26 protein-coding genes are annotated in these 16922 nt (G+C 63.8%); 2 read left to right on the top strand and 24 right to left on the bottom strand.

Annotated features, from left to right (window positions below; translation table 11 throughout):
- The first annotated feature begins 233 nt into the window (after window positions 1-233).
- On the top strand, window positions 234-1919 hold the full coding sequence (locus tag ACO05N_RS11035; RefSeq protein WP_422057136.1) for a putative bifunctional diguanylate cyclase/phosphodiesterase: 1686 nt from the start codon (window positions 234-236) through the stop codon (window positions 1917-1919).
- A 436-nt stretch (window positions 1920-2355) separates the two neighbouring features.
- Here ACO05N_RS11035 and ACO05N_RS11030 read toward each other — a convergent pair whose 3' ends face one another.
- On the bottom strand, window positions 2356-3291 hold the full coding sequence (locus ACO05N_RS11030; protein WP_422057135.1) for a threonine ammonia-lyase: 936 nt from the start codon (window positions 3289-3291) through the stop codon (window positions 2356-2358).
- Between the two features lie 180 nt (window positions 3292-3471).
- On the opposite strand from ACO05N_RS11030, the gene ACO05N_RS11025 reads away from it, so the two are divergent.
- Complete coding sequence (locus ACO05N_RS11025; protein ID WP_422057134.1) at window positions 3472-4686, top strand: type III PLP-dependent enzyme; 1215 nt, start codon at window positions 3472-3474, stop codon at window positions 4684-4686.
- Window positions 4687-4740: 54 nt separating this feature from the next.
- Here the strand turns inward: ACO05N_RS11025 and ACO05N_RS11020 are convergent, their stop codons facing one another.
- The 23 genes from ACO05N_RS11020 to rplC form a co-directional block, all read right to left on the bottom strand.
- Window positions 4741-5109, bottom strand: a complete 369-nt coding sequence (locus tag ACO05N_RS11020; protein ID WP_422057133.1) for a DUF6481 family protein — start codon at window positions 5107-5109, stop codon at window positions 4741-4743.
- 156 nt (window positions 5110-5265) lie between these two features.
- Window positions 5266-5916, bottom strand: coding sequence for an adenylate kinase (locus ACO05N_RS11015; RefSeq protein WP_422057132.1), 651 nt, complete (start codon window positions 5914-5916; stop codon window positions 5266-5268).
- A 25-nt stretch (window positions 5917-5941) separates the two neighbouring features.
- Window positions 5942-7306 carry a preprotein translocase subunit SecY gene (secY, locus tag ACO05N_RS11010; RefSeq protein WP_422057131.1) on the bottom strand — a complete coding sequence of 455 codons (1365 nt, stop codon included), beginning with the start codon at window positions 7304-7306 and terminating at the stop codon, window positions 5942-5944.
- A 117-nt stretch (window positions 7307-7423) separates the two neighbouring features.
- On the bottom strand, window positions 7424-7960 hold the full coding sequence (gene rplO / locus ACO05N_RS11005; protein WP_422057130.1) for a 50S ribosomal protein L15: 537 nt from the start codon (window positions 7958-7960) through the stop codon (window positions 7424-7426).
- Between the two features lie 119 nt (window positions 7961-8079).
- Window positions 8080-8259: a 50S ribosomal protein L30 gene (gene rpmD, locus ACO05N_RS11000; protein ID WP_422057129.1), complete on the bottom strand. Its 180-nt coding sequence runs from the start codon at window positions 8257-8259 to the stop codon at window positions 8080-8082.
- Between the two features lie 5 nt (window positions 8260-8264).
- The gene (gene rpsE / locus ACO05N_RS10995; protein WP_066664440.1) at window positions 8265-8957 is read right to left on the bottom strand and encodes a 30S ribosomal protein S5; all 693 of its coding nucleotides are present in this window, start codon (window positions 8955-8957) and stop codon (window positions 8265-8267) included.
- Window position 8958: 1 nt separating this feature from the next.
- Window positions 8959-9315, bottom strand: coding sequence for a 50S ribosomal protein L18 (rplR, locus tag ACO05N_RS10990; RefSeq protein WP_422057128.1), 357 nt, complete (start codon window positions 9313-9315; stop codon window positions 8959-8961).
- Window positions 9315-9848 carry a 50S ribosomal protein L6 gene (gene rplF, locus ACO05N_RS10985; RefSeq protein WP_422057127.1) on the bottom strand — a complete coding sequence of 178 codons (534 nt, stop codon included), beginning with the start codon at window positions 9846-9848 and terminating at the stop codon, window positions 9315-9317. Before rplF ends, rplR begins: the two co-directional genes overlap by 1 nt.
- Window positions 9848-10243 (bottom strand): 30S ribosomal protein S8, encoded by a 396-nt coding sequence (rpsH, locus tag ACO05N_RS10980; protein ID WP_422057126.1) that lies wholly within the window; start codon window positions 10241-10243, stop codon window positions 9848-9850. The genes rplF and rpsH overlap by 1 nt, the downstream gene beginning before the upstream one ends.
- 11 nt (window positions 10244-10254) lie before the next feature.
- Window positions 10255-10560 (bottom strand): 30S ribosomal protein S14, encoded by a 306-nt coding sequence (gene rpsN / locus ACO05N_RS10975; RefSeq protein WP_066664428.1) that lies wholly within the window; start codon window positions 10558-10560, stop codon window positions 10255-10257.
- 19 nt (window positions 10561-10579) lie between these two features.
- Entirely contained in the window at window positions 10580-11164 is a 585-nt protein-coding gene (gene rplE / locus ACO05N_RS10970) for a 50S ribosomal protein L5 (protein ID WP_422057125.1), read from the bottom strand.
- Window positions 11164-11475 (bottom strand): 50S ribosomal protein L24, encoded by a 312-nt coding sequence (gene rplX, locus ACO05N_RS10965; RefSeq protein WP_294019494.1) that lies wholly within the window; start codon window positions 11473-11475, stop codon window positions 11164-11166. Before rplX ends, rplE begins: the two co-directional genes overlap by 1 nt.
- Complete coding sequence (gene rplN, locus ACO05N_RS10960; protein ID WP_066574426.1) at window positions 11475-11843, bottom strand: 50S ribosomal protein L14; 369 nt, start codon at window positions 11841-11843, stop codon at window positions 11475-11477. Before rplN ends, rplX begins: the two co-directional genes overlap by 1 nt.
- 78 nt (window positions 11844-11921) lie before the next feature.
- Complete coding sequence (gene rpsQ, locus ACO05N_RS10955) at window positions 11922-12191, bottom strand: 30S ribosomal protein S17 (protein ID WP_066574429.1); 270 nt, start codon at window positions 12189-12191, stop codon at window positions 11922-11924.
- A 14-nt stretch (window positions 12192-12205) separates the two neighbouring features.
- Window positions 12206-12409, bottom strand: a complete 204-nt coding sequence (gene rpmC / locus ACO05N_RS10950; protein ID WP_257845155.1) for a 50S ribosomal protein L29 — start codon at window positions 12407-12409, stop codon at window positions 12206-12208.
- A gap of 3 nt (window positions 12410-12412) precedes the next feature.
- Window positions 12413-12844 carry a 50S ribosomal protein L16 gene (rplP, locus tag ACO05N_RS10945; protein WP_066664424.1) on the bottom strand — a complete coding sequence of 144 codons (432 nt, stop codon included), beginning with the start codon at window positions 12842-12844 and terminating at the stop codon, window positions 12413-12415.
- A gap of 12 nt (window positions 12845-12856) precedes the next feature.
- Window positions 12857-13564, bottom strand: a complete 708-nt coding sequence (gene rpsC / locus ACO05N_RS10940; protein ID WP_422057124.1) for a 30S ribosomal protein S3 — start codon at window positions 13562-13564, stop codon at window positions 12857-12859.
- A 3-nt stretch (window positions 13565-13567) separates the two neighbouring features.
- Window positions 13568-13948: a 50S ribosomal protein L22 gene (gene rplV / locus ACO05N_RS10935; protein WP_066664412.1), complete on the bottom strand. Its 381-nt coding sequence runs from the start codon at window positions 13946-13948 to the stop codon at window positions 13568-13570.
- A gap of 1 nt (window position 13949) precedes the next feature.
- On the bottom strand, window positions 13950-14228 hold the full coding sequence (rpsS, locus tag ACO05N_RS10930; protein ID WP_422057123.1) for a 30S ribosomal protein S19: 279 nt from the start codon (window positions 14226-14228) through the stop codon (window positions 13950-13952).
- 3 nt (window positions 14229-14231) lie between these two features.
- Window positions 14232-15077, bottom strand: coding sequence for a 50S ribosomal protein L2 (gene rplB, locus ACO05N_RS10925; protein ID WP_422057122.1), 846 nt, complete (start codon window positions 15075-15077; stop codon window positions 14232-14234).
- Between the two features lie 2 nt (window positions 15078-15079).
- Entirely contained in the window at window positions 15080-15391 is a 312-nt protein-coding gene (locus tag ACO05N_RS10920) for a 50S ribosomal protein L23 (RefSeq protein ID WP_294019504.1), read from the bottom strand.
- Window positions 15384-15998 (bottom strand): 50S ribosomal protein L4, encoded by a 615-nt coding sequence (rplD, locus tag ACO05N_RS10915; protein ID WP_422057121.1) that lies wholly within the window; start codon window positions 15996-15998, stop codon window positions 15384-15386. Before rplD ends, ACO05N_RS10920 begins: the two co-directional genes overlap by 8 nt.
- Before the next feature lie 2 nt (window positions 15999-16000).
- The gene (gene rplC / locus ACO05N_RS10910) at window positions 16001-16759 is read right to left on the bottom strand and encodes a 50S ribosomal protein L3 (RefSeq protein ID WP_422057120.1); all 759 of its coding nucleotides are present in this window, start codon (window positions 16757-16759) and stop codon (window positions 16001-16003) included.
- Window positions 16760-16922 lie beyond the last annotated feature (163 nt).

Below are 16922 nucleotides of genomic sequence, written 5' to 3'. Positions count from 1 at the left end.
TCACATCTGGGCGGGATCGAGCGCATTGAACACCGACTTGCGCGCTCGGCATGCGCCGTTTTCAAGCGCCCCCCTGTATGAATACAGTAGTTTAGCCTTCGGTAACCAGGCGCAGCGCTAAAGCATGTCATCAACTTCGAGCATTCGTCATGCCATACTCCGATCCGATCAAGCTGTGCGCTAAGCTTTATCCCGGTGCGGTCGCTTCCCCCTCCTCTGCGGGGCGGCGACACATGTTGCAAGTTGTCGAGCAGATTGCAGAATTCCGCCGAACTGCACTTGACGCCGCCGCGATTGTCGCAGTCACCGATCGAAATGGGCGGATTACGTCCGTCAATCAAAAATTCTGCGATCTGAGTGGTTATTCAGAAGATGAGCTAATCGGGTCGACTCATGCCATCGTCAACTCCGGTCTCCATGATCGCGCCTTCTTCAGCGAACTATACCGGACAATTCTAAGCGACAACATTTGGCGCGGGGTAATTTGCAATCGTGCGAAGTGCGGTCGCCTATATTGGGTCGATACCACCATTGTCCCAAATGGTGACGGATCTGGATTCACCGCGATCCGGTTCGACGTTACGCCGCTAAAGGAAGCGGAACAGCAATTGTGGAACCAGGCCAACCTCGATCCGCTGACAAACCTTCCGAACCGACGCCGTCTCATCGAACTGCTTGCGGCCAAGGTGGCGCGAGCGGAGCCGTTTGCCGTCGCAATCCTCGATCTTGATCATTTCAAGGACATCAATGATACGGCGGGACATGACATTGGGGACCGATTGCTGACCGAAGTTGCGGCGGATCTGCGTGCCGCGATCGACGCGGACGAGGTCATCGGCCGGCTCGGTGGCGATGAATTTGCGCTCATCCTTTCGGACCATCGGGACGAGCGCGCGCTAAGCCGGAAATTGGCCCGCCTTGTCCAAACCGTTCGCGCACACCCGCTGTCGGAAACCTTCGGTTGGCGCATTAACGCCAGCATGGGGGCGGCGCGTTACCCAGCACACGGAACCAGCGAAAGCGACTTGCTCAAGAACGCGGATATTGCGCTGTACGTGGCAAAAGACGGCGGACGCGGGCGCGCGCACGTCTTTCGCAAGGCAGATCGCGAAGCCGCGGAACGGCGGGCGAGCCTGCACATCGCAGTCCAGCAGGCGTTGAGCGACGACAGGCTCTTCGTCGTTTACCAACCCATCCTGTCATTCGACGCCCCGGGCATCCCGGCTTTTGAGGCATTGCTGCGCTGGCAAGGCACCGATGGCGTGGTCGAACGCCCGAGCGCGTTCGCATCGGTGTTCGAGGACGAACGAACTGCGGCGGAAATTGGTTTGTTCGTGCTCTCCCGCGTGATCGAGCAGATCGAACGCTGGAACGCTGCGGAACATGAGATCGATTTCGTCTCGGTCAACGCGACGCTCGGCGACTTTCGCGATCCGGCCTTTGTCAACGCGATTGCCGACGCCGTCGGCACCGGGCGGATCCGGCCGCAACAGCTATGCATCGAGATTACCGAGAGCATGGTCATAGATCGTAGTGCCAAGATGATCAGGAGAGCAGCCACCAGACTGCGCGAGTTGGGCGTTAAGCTTGCCTTTGACGACTTCGGCACCGGCTTTGCGTCGCTCTCGCACCTTCGCGACCTGCCCCTCGACATCGTGAAAATTGACCGCTCATTCGTGGCGAGGATGGGAAACCTTGGCCCTGATCAAGTGATTGTCCGCAGCCTGATTGACTTGGCGCATGGGTTGGGAATTCGGGTCATCGCAGAGGGTGTCGAGCGGAATGATCAACTCGAAGCGCTCAGCAGCTATGGATGCGACCAAATTCAGGGCTACCTCATTGCGAAGCCGATGCGAGATACGGAGGCAACGCGATTCGTGGTCCCGTCGCTCAATCCAAGGGCGCTATGGGCGGCCTGATCTGCCGATCAGCAAGTCCCAGGACAGATGACCTGATGAATTCCGCGGACGCGTCGTATCTGATGCATTCCGGGAGCATCCTATTGCCGCGATCGATCGGTTCTGGGAAATTACGGCGACGGTATTCCCAATAGAATTTCGGGACGGGATTTCCGGGGACACAATACTGAACCGCCAACCAGCCCCCTTCCAATGTTGGAAATTCCCTGATCTAAACTGATCGGTGAACCCCAACCCGCCTCAATCCCTTCCCAAAACCCCCGCGCCTGACACCCGTCGCGCAGGTGACGCGTCGCCGTCGCGCACCAGTCGCCCCAAAGTCGCCCACCTGTCGCGTCACAGTCGCGTCGCAGGTGTCAGCCGGTCGCAAACCCGGCCACTCAGCCCGAAACCCCGCATTTTTCGTCAGCTTCGTACGGACACCCCCGCTCCGCCGTCAATCGTCCCCGCTCAGCACCCGGGCATAGGCCGCCGGGTCGGCATTGCCGCCGCTCAGCACCACCAGCAGGTCGGGCCGCGCCTCAACCTTGCCGGCCAGCAGCGCCGCCAGCGCCACCGATCCGCCCGGTTCGATCACCAGACGCAGCCGCCGCGCCGCCCAGCGCTGTGCCGCCCGCACCTCGGCCTCGCTCACCCGCACCCCCGTAGCTCCGCGCCGCGACAGCACGTCGAACGTCAGCGGGGAGACGCGCAGAGTCTGGAGCGAATCGCAGGCCGTCGGCGGCGGGTTGTCGCCGACCGGCTCGATCCACCCCGCCTCCAGGCTGCGGCACATATCGTCCCAGCCCTCGGGCTCGACCACCGTGACCTGTGCATCGGGCAGCGCCAGCGCAACCCCGGCGGCCAGCCCACCGCCGCCGCATGGCAGGACGACCTGCGCCGGATCGGGCAGCTTCATCTCCGCCGTCTGCGTCAGCACCTCGATCCCCAGGCTCCCCTGCCCCTCGATCACCCACGGATCGTCGAACGGCGGGACCAGCGTGGCGCCACGGGCATGGGCGAGGTGGGCGGCGATCTTGTCGCGATTCTCGGTCATCCGGTCATAGCTGACCACCTCCGCCCCCAGCGCCAGCGTCGCCTCGCGCTTCAGCGCCGGGGCGTCGCTCGGCATCACGATCACCGCCGGCACGCCGAGTCGCTTCGCCGCCCAGGCAACGCCCTGCGCATGATTGCCCGACGAAAACCCGACCACACCCTTGGCACGGACGTCCGCGTCGATCGCGGTCAGCCTATGCCACGCGCCGCGAATTTTGAAGGCGCCGATCGGCTGCAGCGATTCGGCCTTGAACATCACCGGCACGCCGCGGATTTCCGCCACGAACAAGGGAGTTGGCGGCAGGATCGCCGCAATCTTTGCCGCTGCGTCCCGCACGCCGGCCCGGGTAGGCTGTCGCAATATCGTCACATCTCACCCCACCACGCTCAAATGGGTCCAAAACTACTTTACAGGGGGGACCCCCGACCCTAAATGCCCCCTTCCGCTGCCCCATGGGACTTCCAACCGCAAGGCAGCTTTAACCGTACGGCGCAAGCCACTTGGAGGTCCCTTGAGTTGCACAAGCATCATAGCGCGCTCGGGCTAGCGAAAGCCCTTCGTCCCGTCGAGCCGGTAACGCTCGTTCGTCCGCACGCCGCAAAGCGCGCCGCCCGCTTCTTTGTCGAGAAGTTTCCGGGAACGGTGCTCTATGCCGTCAAGGCGAACCCCTCCCCCGAATTGCTCCAGATCCTCTGGGACAGCGGTGTGACGCATTACGACGTCGCGTCGATCGGCGAGGTGCGCATGGCGCGCCGCGCCCTGCCCAAGGCGACCCTATGCTTCATGCACCCGGTCAAGGCCGAGGAAGCGATCGAGGAAGCCTATTTCGTTCACGGCGTTCGCACGTTCAGCCTCGACACGATGGATGAACTGGAAAAGATCGTGCGTGCCACCCGTGGTGCGCAGGATTTGAACCTGTGCGTTCGCATCCGCGTGTCGTCCGATCATTCGAAGCTGAGCCTCGCGGCGAAGTTCGGTGCGGAGCCGGAGGATGTCGCCGACCTGCTGGTCGCGACCCGTCAGGCGGCCGATGCTCTGGGCATCTGCTTCCATGTCGGATCGCAGGCGATGACCCCCACCGCCTATGCCGAAGCGATGGAGCGCGTCCGCGCGGCGATCGTCGCCTCGTCGGTCACGGTCGACATCGTCGATGTCGGCGGCGGCTTCCCGTCCAGCTATCCCGGCATGGAACCGCCTCCGCTCGAGACCTATTTCGGTGTGATCCACAACGCGTTCGAGAATCTGCCGATCTCGTACAGCGCTGAATTGTGGTGCGAGCCGGGCCGCGCGCTGTGCGCCGAATACAGCTCGCTGATCGTCCGTGTCGAAAAGCGCCGCGGGGACGAGTTGTACATCAACGACGGTGCCTATGGCGCGCTGTTCGATGCGGCGCATGTCGGATGGCGTTTCCCGGTCCGCGTCCTGCGCGACGATGCCGATGAAGCGTCCGAGATGACCGAATACAGCTTCTATGGCCCGACCTGTGACGATCTCGATCACATGGCCGGTCCGTTCGAGCTGCCGGCGGACATTCTGGCCGGGGACTATATCGAAGTGGGCATGCTCGGCGCCTATGGCTCGGCGATGCGCACCGCGTTCAACGGGTTCGGCGAAGAGAGCGTGCATGTCGTCACCGACGAACCGATGGCGACTCTCTATTCGGGTATCGCGATCGAGCGCCCGACCAACGTCGTCAGCCTCGAACAGTTCAAGCGCCGCGCGCGCCGCTGAACCGACGCAAAAAGGGCCGCCGTCCGGAAGGATGGCGGCCCATTTTCTTTGGGGCTATTTCCGCGCTTTCCGCGCCGCATAGCGCGCATCCCGCGCCGCCTTCATCTCGGCCGCACTCGGCGGCCGCAGCCGCGCTTCCTTGAGTGCCGCAGCAGCCTCAGCCTCCGCCCGCTCCGCAGCCCTCTGCTCGGCCTCAGCCTGCTTTCGGGCCAGCTTCTCGGCCTTGGCAGCGGCCAGCGCTTCGGCCTTTGCCGCGCGCTCCGCTGCGAGCACCTGCTCGCGCGCTTCCCGCGCCGCACGCCGCGCCTCCAGCTCCGCCGGGTCCGCCGCCGGCTTGGCGCGCAGCCGCTCAAGCGCCTTCTGCTTCGCCTGCGCGGCGGCCGCGGTGCGATCCTGAAATGATGGTTCGCGATATGATGGCATGTTCAATTCCAATCCGTTCGGCAAGCGCGCCGGACGCGACCGATCGGTCGCGTCGTGCACTGAACCCTCAATGTTGACGCCAGGCCGCGGAAACGCGCCCGGCGCGCTCCGCAATCAATGGATCAGCGCGGGCGACGTTCCGTCGCGCCTGACCGCTCAGTTCCGCTTGTCGAGGATCGCCTCGATCGCTGCGGTCACTTCGGCGATATCGGCCATGCCGTCGACCCGCTGCACCAGCCCGCGGGCCTCATAGATCGGCAGGATCGGTGCAGTCTTGGCGCGGTATTCGGCCATGCGCGTACGCACGGTCTCTTCATTATCGTCCGGGCGCCGCTTGAACTCGGTCCCGCCGCATACATCGCACACGCCCGCAACCGCCGGCTGCTTGAAGCTGTCGTGATAGCCTGCGCCACAATTGGCACAGGTGAAGCGGCCCGTGATGCGCGCGACCAGCGCGTCTTCATCGACGACCAGCTCGATCACATGGTCGAGGCTGCGACCGCGCTCGGCGAGCAGGCCGTCCAGCGACTCGGCCTGCGCTGCGGTGCGTGGATAGCCGTCGAAGATCGCGCCCTTGTTACCCAGCGCGTCCAGGCTCTCGCCGATGATGCCGCTGACGATCGCGTCTGAAACGAGCTCACCTGCCTCCATCACCGCCTTCGCCTGCAGCCCGACCGGCGTGCCCGCCTTGACCGCCGCGCGCAGCATGTCGCCGGTCGACAGCTGCACCATGCCGCGTTCGCTTTCCAGACGCGACGCCTGGGTCCCCTTGCCTGCGCCCGGAGGCCCCAACAGGATGATGTTCAACTGGCTTCCCCTTCCATGCCCCTGCTTAACGCAGGCGGCCGCCTTTCAGCTTCGCCTTCTTGATCAGATCGCCATACTGGTGCGCCAGCAGGTGCGACTGGATCTGCGTGACGGTGTCCATCGTCACGTTAACGACGATGAGCAGGCTGGTCCCGCCCAGATAGAAGGGGATCGCGAGCGCCGACACAAGATATTCCGGCAACAGGCAGATGACGGTCAGGTACGCCGCACCGATCACGGTGATGCGCGTGAGGACGTAATCGAAATAGGCTTCGGTGTTCTTGCCCGGGCGGATGCCGGGGATGAAGCCGCCATACTTCTTGAGATTCTCCGCCGTCTCCTCCGGGTTGAACACAACCGCGGTGTAGAAGAACGAGAAGAAGATGATGCCGGCGCCGTAGAGCAGCATGTACACCAGGCTGCCATGCTGCAGATACTGGTTGAGCGTGATGATCAGGTCACCGCCCCAGCTCTCGCCGCTCTGCGCCTGGCCGGCAAACTGGCTGATCGTCAGCGGCATCAGCAACAGCGAGCTGGCGAAGATCGGCGGGATCACGCCCGCCGTGTTGATCTTGAGCGGAAGGTGGCTGCGCTCGCTCTGCACGCCACGCTGCGTCTGACGCTTCGGGTACTGGATCAGGATCCGGCGCTGCGCGCGCTCCATGAAGCAGATGAACAGGATAAGGCCGGCAACCGCGCCCAGGATCGCGAACAGCGTGACCGGGTTCATCGTCCCCGAACGGCCGCCCTCGAACAGCTGCACCAGCGTCGTGGGCAGATGCGCGACGATGCCCGCCATGATGATCAGCGAGATGCCGTTGCCGACACCGCGGCTGGTGATCTGCTCGCCCAGCCACATCAGGAACATGGTGCCGCCGATGAGCGAAATGACCGCCGCGATCCGGAACAGCATGCCCGGCTCCACGACCGGGGCCAGCCCCTGGCTCGCGCCCAGCGTCTCGAGGCCAACGGCGATGAAATAGCCCTGGATCGCAGTCAGCGCGACCGTGCCGTAGCGGGTATATTGGTTGAGCTTCTTGCGCCCGCTCTCACCTTCCTTCTTGATCGCCGCCAGCTGCGGCGACAGCGAAGTCGCGAGCTGAACCACGATCGACGCGGTGATATAGGGCATCACGCCGAGCGCGATGACCGACATGCGCTCCAGCGCGCCGCCCGAGAAGGTGTTGAAGAAATCGAGCACGCCGCCCTGGGTGCGGTCGGCCAGCAGGCCCAATTGCGTCGGATCGACGCCGGGCAGCGGCACGAAGCTGAGCATCCGGAAGATGATCAACGCACCGAGCGTGAACCACAGGCGCTTCTTGAGTTCGGTGGCCTGTCCGAACTTGGACAGGTTGAGGCCGGATGCCATTGAATCGGCTGCGGATGCCATTGAAATTCTATCCCGGAAACCAAAGCGGCGGAGAAGCGTTTGCCGCTCCCCCGCCGCCCATATAGGTTACTGTCGGATCAGGGCAATGCACATCCATCGCCCCGTCCACAGCTAAAGTCAGGCCTTGCCGGCCTTCTTCGCGGCGATTTCCTTCTGCTTCACGCGATGCTTGGCAGCATGCTTGTCAGCAGCGGGGACGATCGTCGGGATGGTGACGCTGCCACCCGCCTTCTCGACCGCCTCGATCGCGCCCTTCGACGCGCCGGAAACGGTGAACGACAGCTTCGCCGTCAGTTCGCCCTTGCCGAGCAGGCGCACGCCGTTCTTGCCACCACGGGCGAGGCCAACGGCCTTGAGCGCGTCGTGGTCGATCTCGGTTGCGGTCAGCTTGCCGGCATCGATCAACTTCTGGATCATGCCCAGATTGACCTCGGCGTAATCCTTCGGATTGGGAACGTTGAAGCCGCGCTTAGGGATGCGCATGTGGAGCGGCATCTGACCGCCCTCGAAACCGTTGATCGCGACGCCCGAACGTGCCTTCGCACCCTTCTGGCCGCGGCCGGCGGTCTTGCCCTTGCCCGAACCGATGCCGCGTCCGACGCGCATCCGACCCTTACGGGCACCATCATTATCGCGGATATCGTTGAGATTCATATCGTGCACTCGCTTTCGCTTTAGTCGCGCTGGTAAAATTCCCGCACGGGTCGGGAAAATCGGAAAGGGGGCCGATAGCCCCCTCCCCTCATCTTGTCACCTGGAAAAGATGCCGGGGCTTACGCCTCGACGATCTCCACCAGATGGGGCAGCTTGCGGATCATGCCGCGAACTTCGGGAGTGTCCTCCAGTTCGCTGACCCGGTGCATCTTGTTGAGGCCCAGGCCGATCAGCGTCGCGCGCTGGTCCTTGGTCCGACGGATCGGCGAACCGACCTGCTTTACCTTGATCGTTGCCATGTCGCTTACTCCACGATCGCCGCGGCATCAGCCTCGGCGGTCTGCGAACCGCCACGGCCGAGCAGGTCGGCAATCTTCTTGCCACGACGCTGGGCCACTGCCTTCGGGGAATACTGGTCGCCCAGCGCCTCGAAGGTCGCGCGGATCATGTTGTAGGGATTCGAAGTGCCGACCGACTTGGTCACCACGTCGGCAACGCCCAGGCTCTCGAACACGGCGCGCATCGGACCGCCGGCGATGATGCCGGTACCGGCAGGCGCCGAGCGGACGGTCACCTGGCCAGCGCCAAAATGGCCCTTGCCGTCGTGATGCAGCGTCCGGCCTTCGCGCAGCGGCACGCGGACCATCTTCTTCTTGGCAGCGGCGGTCGCCTTGCTGATGGCTTCCGGCACTTCGCGCGCCTTGCCATGACCGAAACCGACCCGGCCCTTGCCGTCGCCGACAACGACCAGAGCTGCAAAGCCGAAGCGCTTGCCGCCCTTCACGGTCTTGCTGACGCGGTTGATATGGACCAGCTTTTCGATCAGCTCTTCGCCCTGCTCGTCGCGCGGGGTGCGATCGTCGCGACGGCCACGGCCGTCACGGCCACGCCCACCACCACGATTGTCGCCACCACGGCCGCCACGGCCACGGCGGTTCTCGGTGCCGGCTTCGGCTGCTGCGCCCTCGACGGGCGTCTGGTTCTGTTCGTCAGCCATCTTAGAACTCCAATCCGCCTTCACGCGCGGCATCCGCCAGCGCCTTGACGCGTCCGTGGAACAGGAAACCGCCACGGTCGAACACGACCTGCGTCACGCCGGCCTGCTTCGCGACTTCCGCGATGCGCGCACCGACTGCCTTGGCCGCTTCGACGTTGCCGCCGTTCGTGCCGCGGACATCCTTGTCCAGCGTCGAGGCGGCGGCCAGGGTCTTGCCCTGGGCGTCGTCGATTACCTGCACATAGATGTGCTTGCCCGAGCGATGCACCGACAGCCGCGGACGGCCGCCCGAACGCGCGCGGAGCGCGGTGCGGTTGCGGCGACGCCGCTTCTCGAAGAGAGAGAGACCCTTGCTCATTACTTCTTCTTCCCTTCCTTGCGGAAGATGAACTCGCCGTCGTACTTGATGCCCTTGCCCTTATAGGGTTCAGGCTTACGCCAGCGACGGATTTCCGCGGCAAACTGGCCAACAGCCTGCTTGTCGTTGCCCGAGATTTCGACGGTCGTCTGGTCGGGGGTCTTCACCTCCACACCTTCCGGCACGTCAAGATCGACGTCATGCGAATAGCCCAGCTGCAGCTTCAGCTTGCGACCCTGTGCGTTCGCACGATAACCGACGCCGGTGATGAGCAGCTTCTTGGTGAAGCCCTCGGTCACGCCGGTCACCAGGTTCTGGACGAGCGTACGCTGCATGCCCCAGAACGCCTTGGCGCGCTTGGTGTCGTTCGCAGGCTTTACCGTGATCGTGCCATCGCCCACCTCGTACGAGATGTCGTCGGCGGTCGGCATCGTCAGGGTGCCCTTCGGACCCTTGACGCTGATCTTGCCGCCTTCGACGCTGGCGGTGACGCCGGCGGGGACGGAGATCGGCTTCTTACCGGTGCGGCTCATCAGAACACCTCCGCAAGCACTTCGCCACCGACATTCTGCTCGCGCGCTTCGGCGTCCGACAGAACGCCACGCGGCGTCGAAACGATGGTGATGCCCAGGCCGTTGCGCACCTTCGGCAGTTCCTTCGAACCCGAATAGACGCGGCGGCCAGGCTTCGAGACGCGCGCGATCGACTTGATCGCGGGCTGGCCCTCGAAATACTTCAGCTCGATGCGGATGCCGGCCGCGGGGCCCATCTGCTCTTCGCTGTAGCCACGGATATAACCCTCGCGCTGGAGCACGTCGAGGACACGCGTACGCAGCTTGCTTGCCGGCGTCAGGACAGAGTCCTTGCGGGCGCGCTGGCCGTTGCGGATGCGGGTGAGCATATCACCCAGAGGATCGGTCAATGCCATCTTCGTGATCCTTACCAGCTCGACTTCGTGACACCCGGGATCAGGCCCTTGTTGGCCAGATCGCGCAGCATGACACGTGCGAGACGGAACTTGCGGTAGTAACCGCGCGGACGACCGGTCAGCTCGCACCGGTTGCGGATGCGGGTCGGGTTCCCGTTGCGGGGCACCTCGGCCATCTTCAGACGCGCGATCAGACGCTCGGTCTCATCGAGCGACTTATCGTTCGCAATCGCCTTCAGCTTCGCATAGCGGCCGGCATATTTCTTCACTAGCTTCTTGCGACGCTCGTTCTTGAGCACGGAACTCAGTTTCGCCATGACTTAAGTTCTCTTTCCCTTACGCTGCCTGCTTCGCTTCGCCGTCCGCCTCGATGGGGAACGGGAAACCGAAGAGACGGAGAAGCTCACGGGCTTCTTCGTCGGTCTTGGCGGTGGTGGTCACGATCACGTCCATGCCGCGCACCTTGTCGATGCGGTCATAGTTGATCTCGGGGAACACGATCTGTTCCTTGATGCCGCAGGCATAGTTGCCACGGCCGTCGAACGACTTGTCCGAAAGGCCGCGGAAGTCACGCACGCGCGGCAGCGCGATGGTGATGAAGCGGTCCAGGAACTCGTACATGCGCTCGCGACGCAGCGTTACCTTGCAACCGATCGCCATGCCTTCACGCAGCTTGAACTGCGCAATCGACTTCTTGGCCTTGGTCACAACAGGCTTCTGGCCAGCGATCAGCTCCATTTCGGAAGCTGCCTGCTCGACCTTCTTCTTGTCCTGGGTCGCTTCGCCGACGCCCATGTTGAGCACGATCTTCGAGATCTTCGGCACTTCCATCGCATTCTTGTAGCCGAACTTGTCGGTCATCGCCTTGGCGATTTCCGCGTCGTACTTCGACTTCATGCGGGGGGTATAAGTATCAGCCATCAGATGACATCCCCGGTCTTGACCGCAACGCGGACCTTCTTGCCGTCACGCTCTTCGAAACGGACGCGGGTCGCTTTGCCGTCCTTGGTCACATGCGCGACCTTCGACACGTGCAGCGGCGCCTCGGCGCGCTTCAGGCCACCCTGCGGGTCGCCCTGGCTCGGCTTGGTGTGACGCACGGCGATGTTCACGCCCGACACGACGACCTTGTCGGCCTTCGGCATCGACTTGACGACTTCACCGGTCTTGCCCTTGTCCTTGCCGGACAGGACGATGACCTGGTCGCCCTTCTTGATCTTGGCAGCAGCCATCACAGCACCTCGGGGGCGAGCGAAATGATCTTCATGAAGCCCTTCGAGCGAAGCTCGCGGACCACCGGGCCAAAAATACGGGTGCCGATCGGCTCCTCGTTCTTGTTGACCAGGACGGCGGCATTGCCGTCGAAGCGAATGACCGAGCCATCGGCGCGGCGAACGTCCTTGGCGGTGCGGACGATGACGGCACGGTGCACGTCACCCTTCTTCACCTTGCCGCGGGGCTGTGCTTCCTTGATGCTGACGACGATGACGTCGCCGACGCCGGCGAAGCGACGCTTCGACCCGCCCAGCACCTTGATGCACTGCACCCGCTTCGCGCCGCTGTTGTCTGCGACGTCGAGATTGGACTGCATCTGGATCATTGATCCGGTTCCTTCTCTCTTGGCCTACCGGGACACGTCCCGGGGGTTCCAGTTGAACTCTTGAGACCCTTGGGGGCCTTAAGCGATGTCGGCCCGCTCGGGGGTCGCGTGGGTGTTCACCCGCTCGATCACCTTCCAGGTCTTCAGCTTGCTGATCGGCGCGGTCTCTTCGATGCGCACGGTCTCGCCAGCCTTGTACTCGTTCGCCTCGTCATGGGCGTGATACTTCTTCGAGCGCCGGATGATCTTGCCGTAGAGCGGGTGCTTGACCTTGCGCTCCACGTTCACGACCACCGTCTTGTCGCCCTTGTCGGACACGATCTGCCCGGTCAGCACGCGCTTCGGCATGGTTCAGTGTCCTCTTACTTCGCAGCCGAGCGCGAGCGCTCGTTCTGCAGCGTCTTGATGCGGGCGATGTCCTTGCGGACCTCCTTCACGCGGCTCGGCTTCTCGAGCTGACTGGTCGCGGCCTGGAAACGCAGGTTGAATGCCTCGCGCTTCAGGTTGCCCAGCTCTTCGCCCAGCTGATCGTCGCTCTTGGCGCGCAGATCGGTTGCCTTGGTCATCTCTTAACCCTCCAGGTGCGACGTGTCGCCGAGGCGGGCCACGACCTTGGTCTTGATCGGCAGCTTCATCGCCGCACGCTCGAACGCTTCTGCCGCGAGCGGGCCGGGAACGCCGTCCAGCTCGAACAGGATGCGGCCGGGCGCAACGCGCGCTGCCCAATATTCAGGCGAGCCCTTGCCCGAGCCCATGCGGACTTCGGCCGGCTTGCTCGACACGGGCAGGTCCGGGAACACGCGGATCCACAGGCGGCCCTGACGCTTGATGTGACGCGTGATCGCGCGGCGGGCCGCTTCGATCTGGCGTGCGGTGATCCGCTCCGGCTCCAGCGCCTTCAGGCCGTACGACCCGAAATTCAGCGTCGCGCCGCCCTTGGTCTCACCCTTGATCCGGCCCTTGAAGGCCTTGCGGAACTTGGTGCGCTTCGGTTGCAACATTGTCTCTAACCCTTAGCGACGGTCATCGCGCGCCGGGCGAACGCCGGACGTCTGCGATTCCATGTTCAGGCGATCGGTCGCCATCGGATCATGGCCCAGGATCTCGCCTTTGAAGATCCAGACTTTGACACCACACACGCCATAAGCGGTGTGGGCTTCGGCGGTGGCATGATCGACGTTCGCGCGCAGCGTGTGCAGCGGAACGCGGCCTTCACGATACCATTCCGAACGCGCGATTTCCGCGCCGCCCAGACGGCCGCCACAGTTGATCCGGATGCCTTCCGCACCCAGACGCATCGCCGACTGAACGGCGCGCTTCATGGCGCGGCGGAACGCGATGCGGCGCTCCAGCTGATCGGCGATGCCCTGCGCGACGAGCTTGGCGTCGACTTCAGGCTTGCGGATCTCGACGATGTTCAGCGACACGTCCGAGCTGGTCATCGACGCCAGCTTCTTGCGAAGCTTCTCGATGTCCGTGCCCTTCTTGCCGATGATCACGCCGGGACGCGCAGCGAAGATGCTGACGCGGCACAGCTTGGCGGGACGCTCGATCACCACCTTGGAGATCGCCGCCTGCGGCAGCGTCTTCATGATGTACTCGCGGATCTTCAGATCCTCGAGCAGCAGGCGACCATAATCGGCACCCTCGGCGAACCAGCGGCTGTCCCAGGTGCGGTTGATCTGCAGGCGCAGACCGATCGGGTTGCTCTTGTGACCCATGAGTTACGCCTCTTCCTGCACTTCGCGCACCACGATCCGAAGGCGCGAGAACGGCTTCAGGATGCGCGTGGACTTGCCGCGGCCACGGGTGTGGAACCGCTTCATGGTGATCGACTTGCCGACCGACGCCTCGGCGACGACGAGCGCGTCGACGTCGAGGTTGTGGTTGTTTTCGGCATTGGCGATGGCCGAAGCCAGCACCTTGCGCGCATCAACCGCCATCGCCTTCGTGCTGAAGGAGAGGATGTTGAGCGCGTCGCCGGCCTTCTTGCCGCGGATCAGCCCTGCGACCAGGTTCAGCTTCTGCGCCGAACCCCGGATCTGCGTGCCAACCGACAGCGCCTCATTGTCGCCAACGCGACGGGGAGCCTTGGGCTTCGACATCTTAGCGCTTACCCTTCTTGTCGGCCGCGTGGCCCGGGAAATACCGGGTCGGGGCGAACTCGCCGAGCTTCATGCCGACCATGTCCTCGTTCACCGACACCGGCACGAACTTGCGGCCGTTGTAGACGCTGAAGGTCAGGCCGACGAACTGCGGCAGGATGGTCGAACGACGCGACCAGGTCTTGATCGGACCACCGCGGCCCGAATTCTCCTGAGCGACTTCCGCCTTCTTCAGGAGGTGAAGGTCCACGAACGGACCCTTCCAAACGGAGCGAGCCATAGGTTAGCCCTTCTTCTTCGCGTGGCGGCTGCGGATGATGAACTTATCCGTCGCCTTGTTGTGACGGGTGCGCGCACCCTTGGTCGGCTTGCCCCACGGGGTGACCGGATGACGGCCGCCCGAGGTCCGGCCTTCACCACCGCCGTGCGGGTGATCGACCGGGTTCTTGGCAACACCGCGGGTCAGCGGGCGGATGCCCTTCCAGCGGTTGCGGCCAGCCTTGGCGAGGTTGGTGTTGCCATTGTCGGGGTTCGACACGGCGCCAACGGTACCCATGCAGTCCGAGCGGATGTAGCGCTGCTCGCCCGAGTTCAGGCGAACGATCACCATGCCGCGGTCACGACCGACGACCTGCACATAGGTGCCGGCCGAACGTGCGATCTGACCGCCCTTGCCCGGCTTCATCTCCACATTGTGGACGATGGTGCCGACCGGCATCTGGCCCAGCTCCATGGCGTTGCCCGGCTTCACGTCGGTCTTCTTGCCTGCGATCACCTTGTCGCCAACGCCAAGGCGCTGGGGAGCGATGATATAGGCATAGTCCGGCGTTTCGGCGGTGCCATAGTTGATCAGCGCAATGAAGGCGGTGCGGTTGGGATCATACTCGATCCGCTCCACGGTGCCCTCGACGTCCCACTTGCGACGCTTGAAGTCGATGATGCGGTAGCGCTGCTTGTGGCCGCCGGCGATGCCACGCGACGTCACATGGCCCTTGTTGTTGCGGCCACCGGTCTTGCGCTTGCCCTCGGTCAGCGCCTTGACGGGGCCGCCCTTGTGCAGACCCGAACGGTCCACCAGGATCAGGCCGCGCCGCGCCGGCGAGGTCGGGTTGTAATTCTTGAGCGCCATGGTCAGTTGACCCCCTGCGTCACGTCGATCGAGTCACCATCCTTGAGGGTGACGATCGCCTTCTTGATGTCGCTGCGCGTGTAGGGCTTACCCTTCCAGCGCTTCGTCTTGCCCTTCTGGACGATCGTGTTCACCGCGGTGACACCGACGCCGAAGATCGCCTCGACCGCCGCCTTGATCTGCGGCTTGGTCGCATCGTTCGCGACCTTGAAGACGACGGCGTTGGCTTCAGAAACCAGCGTCGACTTCTCGGTGATGTGCGGCGCGACGATCACGTCATAATGACGGATGTCGATCTGCTCCTTCTTAGCCATTGAAGCGCGCCTCCAGCTTTTCGACGGCAGCGCGGGTCAGGACCAGCGTGTCGTGCTTCAGGATGTCATAGACGTTGGCGCCGACCGCCGGCAGGACGTTGACGTCCGCCAGGTTGCGGGCGGCGAGGAAGCCGTTGCCGGCGTCTGCGTCGATCACCAGCGTCTTCTTGCCGACCTTCAGACCAGCGAACTGATCCTTCAGCGCCGAAGTCTTGCTCGCTTCGAACCCGTCGAGGACGATCAGCGAGCCCGCCTTGGCATGGCTCGACAGCGCCATCTTCAGACCCAGCGCGCGAACCTTCTTGTTCAGCGAGATGTTGAAGTCGCGCAGACGGGCGCCATGGGCCTTACCGCCGCCGATGAAGATCGGGGCTGCACGATCGCCGTGACGGGCCGTGCCGCCGCCCTTCTGGCGACCGAACTTCTTGCCGGTACGCGAGACTTCCGAACGCTCGCGCGTCGGACGGGCGGTGCCGCGGCGGTTCCACAGCTGCCAGGTTACGACACGGTGCAGGATGTCGGCGCGGGGCTCAATGCCGAACACGGCATCGTTGAGCTCGATATCGCCGGATTCCTTGGCGTCGAGGGTTTGAACCTTGACCTTCACGTTCAGCCCTCCTGGCCTTCGGTCGCCTCAGGCGCCTCGACCGTGTCGGCCGGGGTGTCCGCTGCGGCGGTGTCGTTGCTGTTGGCAGCAGTCTTGATGCCGGCGGGGAACGGCGCGTCGGCGTGACGCGCGACCTTCACCGAATCCTTGACGAACAACCAGCCACCCTTCGAGCCAGGGACCGAGCCCTTGACGAAGATCAGGCCGCGCTCGACGTCGGTGCCGACGATTTCGAGATTCTGCTGCGTGCGGTTCTTGTCGCCCATATGGCCGGCCATCTTCTTGTTCTTGAAGACCTTGCCCGGATCCTGGCGGTTACCGGTCGAACCCAGTGCGCGGTGGCTGATCGACACGCCGTGCGTTGCACGCATACCGCCGAAGCCCCAGCGCTTCATGCCGCCCGCAAAGCCCTTGCCCTGCGTACGACCCTGGATGTCGACGAACTGACCTGCGACATAATGGTCGGCCGAAATCTCGGCGCCCACGTCAAGCAGACCGTCCGCATCCACGCGGAACTCCGCGAGGATTGCCTTGGGCTCCACCTCGGCCTTGCCGAACTGGCCGCGCTGCGGCTTGGCGACATTCTTCGCCTTGGCGCTGCCAGCGCCCAGCTGCACGGCGGTGTAGCCGTCCTTGTCCATTTCGCGACGGGCGACGACCTGAACGCCTTCGAGGCTCAGAACGGTAACCGGCACGTGGCGGCCATCGTCCTTGAACAGGCGGGTCATCCCCAGTTTCTTCGCGATCACGCCAGTGCGCATGATCAACTGCTCCTCAATACAGAGGCACCCCGCGGACCATTCCGAAGGGTGCGTGCCTCAGCCCGAATATGCGATGCGAGCCCCCGTCCGGGCTGAATTCCGACCCGAAGGCAGGAAAGACGGGGGACGCAGACCCGGACCGAAGTCCGGCGGTATCCCTATG

This window comes from Sphingomonas sp. (genome assembly GCF_965227385.1).
Lineage (GTDB): Bacteria > Pseudomonadota > Alphaproteobacteria > Sphingomonadales > Sphingomonadaceae > Sphingomonas.
Note: the sequence above shows the minus strand (reverse complement) of the source record. Positions and strands in the feature narration are given on the sequence as shown.

Bases quoted from the DNA above. Each gene is read 5' to 3' on its own strand.
- ACO05N_RS11035 (WP_422057136.1), top strand. From the start codon at position 234: ATGTTGCAAGTTGTCGAGCAGATTGCAGAATTCCGCCGAACTGCACTT.
- ACO05N_RS11020 (WP_422057133.1), bottom strand. From the start codon at position 5,109: ATGCCATCATATCGCGAACCATCATTTCAGGATCGCACCGCGGCCGCC.
- secY (WP_422057131.1), bottom strand. From the start codon at position 7,306: ATGGCATCCGCAGCCGATTCAATGGCATCCGGCCTCAACCTGTCCAAG.
- rplO (WP_422057130.1), bottom strand. From the start codon at position 7,960: ATGAATCTCAACGATATCCGCGATAATGATGGTGCCCGTAAGGGTCGG.
- rpmD (WP_422057129.1), bottom strand. From the start codon at position 8,259: ATGGCAACGATCAAGGTAAAGCAGGTCGGTTCGCCGATCCGTCGGACC.
- rpsE (WP_066664440.1), bottom strand. From the start codon at position 8,957: ATGGCTGACGAACAGAACCAGACGCCCGTCGAGGGCGCAGCAGCCGAA.
- rplR (WP_422057128.1), bottom strand. From the start codon at position 9,315: ATGAGCAAGGGTCTCTCTCTCTTCGAGAAGCGGCGTCGCCGCAACCGC.
- rplF (WP_422057127.1), bottom strand. From the start codon at position 9,848: ATGAGCCGCACCGGTAAGAAGCCGATCTCCGTCCCCGCCGGCGTCACC.
- rpsH (WP_422057126.1), bottom strand. From the start codon at position 10,243: ATGGCATTGACCGATCCTCTGGGTGATATGCTCACCCGCATCCGCAAC.
- rpsN (WP_066664428.1), bottom strand. From the start codon at position 10,560: ATGGCGAAACTGAGTTCCGTGCTCAAGAACGAGCGTCGCAAGAAGCTA.
- rplE (WP_422057125.1), bottom strand. From the start codon at position 11,164: ATGGCTGATACTTATACCCCCCGCATGAAGTCGAAGTACGACGCGGAA.
- rplX (WP_294019494.1), bottom strand. From the start codon at position 11,475: ATGGCTGCTGCCAAGATCAAGAAGGGCGACCAGGTCATCGTCCTGTCC.
- rplN (WP_066574426.1), bottom strand. From the start codon at position 11,843: ATGATCCAGATGCAGTCCAATCTCGACGTCGCAGACAACAGCGGCGCG.
- rpsQ (WP_066574429.1), bottom strand. From the start codon at position 12,191: ATGCCGAAGCGCGTGCTGACCGGGCAGATCGTGTCCGACAAGGGCGAC.
- rpmC (WP_257845155.1), bottom strand. From the start codon at position 12,409: ATGACCAAGGCAACCGATCTGCGCGCCAAGAGCGACGATCAGCTGGGC.
- rplP (WP_066664424.1), bottom strand. From the start codon at position 12,844: ATGTTGCAACCGAAGCGCACCAAGTTCCGCAAGGCCTTCAAGGGCCGG.
- rpsC (WP_422057124.1), bottom strand. From the start codon at position 13,564: ATGGGTCACAAGAGCAACCCGATCGGTCTGCGCCTGCAGATCAACCGC.
- rplV (WP_066664412.1), bottom strand. From the start codon at position 13,948: ATGTCGAAGCCCAAGGCTCCCCGTCGCGTTGGCGACAATGAGGCGCTG.
- rpsS (WP_422057123.1), bottom strand. From the start codon at position 14,228: ATGGCTCGCTCCGTTTGGAAGGGTCCGTTCGTGGACCTTCACCTCCTG.
- rplB (WP_422057122.1), bottom strand. From the start codon at position 15,077: ATGGCGCTCAAGAATTACAACCCGACCTCGCCGGCGCGGCGCGGCCTG.
- ACO05N_RS10920 (WP_294019504.1), bottom strand. From the start codon at position 15,391: ATGGCTAAGAAGGAGCAGATCGACATCCGTCATTATGACGTGATCGTC.
- rplC (WP_422057120.1), bottom strand. From the start codon at position 16,759: ATGCGCACTGGCGTGATCGCGAAGAAACTGGGGATGACCCGCCTGTTC.